The following is a 2,557-nucleotide window of genomic DNA, read 5'->3' as shown; positions in this document are numbered from 1 at the left end:
TTCGGGTCACATGCTGGATGCGGCACGCCGTATCCCTGGCAACACTTCAGCCGAAGTCATTGCCCATAGGCCCTGAACAGGCCACAAAAAACAGGCCAAAACCAACGTAACCTCAGTCGCGGTATTAGTGGAGGTTGGCAGCAGCTTTTCGCCTATTTGTGGCGGGGCACGGTTGGCCGATGACGCCCCAACTAGCGCGGCGGGCGGGCGCCGAAGACCGCTGTGCCTAGACGCACAATCGTGGCCCCGGCCCTAATGGCCAGTTCAAGATCAGCGCTCATGCCCATCGACAGCTCCCCGGCTTGATCCGTTCCGGCCTCACCACTAGCCAGGACCGCCCGCCGGATCTCAGCCAAGGCGACGTAGCTGGCCAGGACGGCTGCGGCATCGGGCGAATTGAGGCCCACCGTCATAAACCCGACCAAACGCAACCCGGGCAGTTGTCCCACCCGAGCCGCCAGGTCGAAGGCCTGGGCTGGCGAGCAACCAGCCTTGGTCGGCTCACCGGAAGTGTTGACCTGAACCATCACGTCAATTGGCGCCGGTCGTTCAAGGCAGCGGAGAGACAGCTTGGCCGCCAGTTCGGCCGTGGCGATAGTCTCGATGCAGTCGACATGTCGCAGAGCGGCGTTGATCTTGTTCGACTGCAGTGGCCCAATTAGATGCATCCGGTGGCCCCGGCCGGCCAGATCAGGCGCCTTGGCCACCACCTCCTGGACCCGGTTCTCGCCAATCAAGGTGGCCCCCAGGTCAATCGCCTGCGCGATCCGCCCTACGGGCACGGTTTTGGAGGCGAGCATCAGTTTGACCTCGCCCGGTCGCCGGTGCCCGGCCGCGGCCGCCTGATCGATTCGCTGTCTGGCCTTGGCCAACGACTGGGCCAAAGGTGACAATGCGGCTGAGTTCACTCGTCGTTCGGCGGGGCGGCCTCGGACGAAGCGGCCTCGGCGGCATCGCCAATCCGGGCCGGCACCACCATCACCGGGCAGGCGGCATGATGCAGTACGGCTTGGCTGGTTGAGCCAAGCAACAGACCCGAGAATCCGCCTCGCCCGCGCGATCCGACCACGAGCAGATCGACCTGCTCAGAGAATTCGACCATTAGAGCCGAGGCCGAACCATCCATGGCGTGGTGATTGAGCTTGAAGTCAGCTGGCAGGGTGCGGTTGGCTACTTCGGCCTGGAGGATCCGCTCCAGCTCAGCCTCGAGTTCATCGAGAATGGCGCCCTGGTCGACCGGGCCCGGTGCCCAGGCGAAGAGTGACGAGCCGGCCGCCATTGGCATCGAGGAAATGGCGGTCAGTTCGGCGCCCCAGGCCAGGGCCTCATCAAAAGCGATCCGCAAAGCCACCTGCGCAGCTTTGGAGCCGTCTACCCCAACCACGATATGGCGCACAGGCTGGAATTCTCGAGCCTCGCCGTCCTTAGCGCGGTCGCCCAACGGCACCACCACCGTGGGGCAGTGAGAATGTACCGGCAAGGCGGACGAGACCGTACCTAATAGGCGCTCGGCGAAGCCGCCGCGACCCCGAGTGCCGACCACGGCCAGTCCGGCCTGTTTTGATTCTTCAACCAGTACTCCGGCCGCGTCGCCAATTTTGGCCTCACCGCTGGCTTGAACTCCTTTGGCCTTGGCGTGGGCGACGGCCTCGTCCAGCACGCCCTTGGCCCCTTTGGTCACGGCGTCATTTGAGAGCGAGGCATAGGCGGCGTCCAATGAGCCATTGGCAAACCTGGGTAGTGTATAACCGCAGACTAACCGCAGTGGCCAGTCCTTGACGGCGGCCTCTCCTACGGCCCAGTCAAGCGCCGCAAACGACGCCTGGGAACCATCAACTCCAACAAGTACGTCCCGGCCTGTTGTCATGGTCTGACCTCCTTATCACCCTGACTTCGACCGTTGGTTCCAATTGTCTCATCTTTAGGCCCCTTGTGGCATCGCCTTAGTTTGTGGCCGATGCCGGATGGCGGGTTAACCACGCCAGCGCCGGCCCTGAGGTGGGCTGGCGCCGGTGTGTCTCTTTAGTTGTATTGCGGCGGTGTCCTGCTCTCCCACCAGGTCTCCCTGGCAGTACCATCGGCGCTGAAGGGCTTAGCTTCCGGGTTCGGGATGGGACCGGGCGTTTCCCCTTCGCTATGGCCACCGCAAAAAGCTTGTGTGAGCCAATCAGGTTGTTTAGTTGTCTGTCCGCCTAGGCGGCTGGTTGGCTGTGAACCGTATAGTGGATGCTTACATCGTTGACTGTGTTGTGTAAGTTGTTGGCTTATTAGTACCAGTCAGCTTCACGCCTCGTTAGTTGGCGCTTCCACTTCTGGCCTATCAACCCGGTGTTCTAGCCGGGAGCCTTCCCCCCACAAGTGGGGGCGGAGACCTTATCTTGAAGCAGGCTTCCCGCTTAGATGCTTTCAGCGGTTATCCTTTCCGAACGTAGCTAACCAGCCGTGCTCCTGGCGGAACAACTGGCACACCAGAGGTTCGTCCGTCCCGGTCCTCTCGTACTAGGGACAGGTCTTCTCAAGTCTCCTGCGCGCGCAGCGGATAGGGACCGAACTGTCT

The 2,557-nt window shown here is 62.2% G+C and carries 2 protein-coding genes and 2 rRNA genes; all 4 read right to left on the bottom strand.

Features of this window, described 5'->3' with window-relative positions:
• Window positions 1–191: 191 nt before the first annotated feature.
• Window positions 192–908: a YggS family pyridoxal phosphate-dependent enzyme gene (locus FWD29_10230; GenBank protein ID MCL2804303.1), complete on the bottom strand. Its 717-nt coding sequence runs from the start codon at window positions 906–908 to the stop codon at window positions 192–194.
• Window positions 905–1,867, bottom strand: coding sequence for a universal stress protein (locus tag FWD29_10225; GenBank protein ID MCL2804302.1), 963 nt, complete (start codon window positions 1,865–1,867; stop codon window positions 905–907). The genes FWD29_10230 and FWD29_10225 overlap by 4 nt, the downstream gene beginning before the upstream one ends.
• Window positions 1,868–2,031: 164 nt before the next feature.
• Window positions 2,032–2,148: ribosomal RNA gene (rrf, locus tag FWD29_10220) — 5S ribosomal RNA — on the bottom strand.
• A gap of 99 nt (window positions 2,149–2,247) precedes the next feature.
• Window positions 2,248–2,557 (bottom strand): 23S ribosomal RNA (locus tag FWD29_10215); the annotation flags it as partial.

Source organism: Micrococcales bacterium (genome assembly GCA_009784895.1).
Classification (GTDB): Bacteria; Actinomycetota; Actinomycetes; order Actinomycetales; family WQXJ01; genus WQXJ01.
Note: the sequence above shows the minus strand (reverse complement) of the source record. Positions and strands in the feature narration are given on the sequence as shown.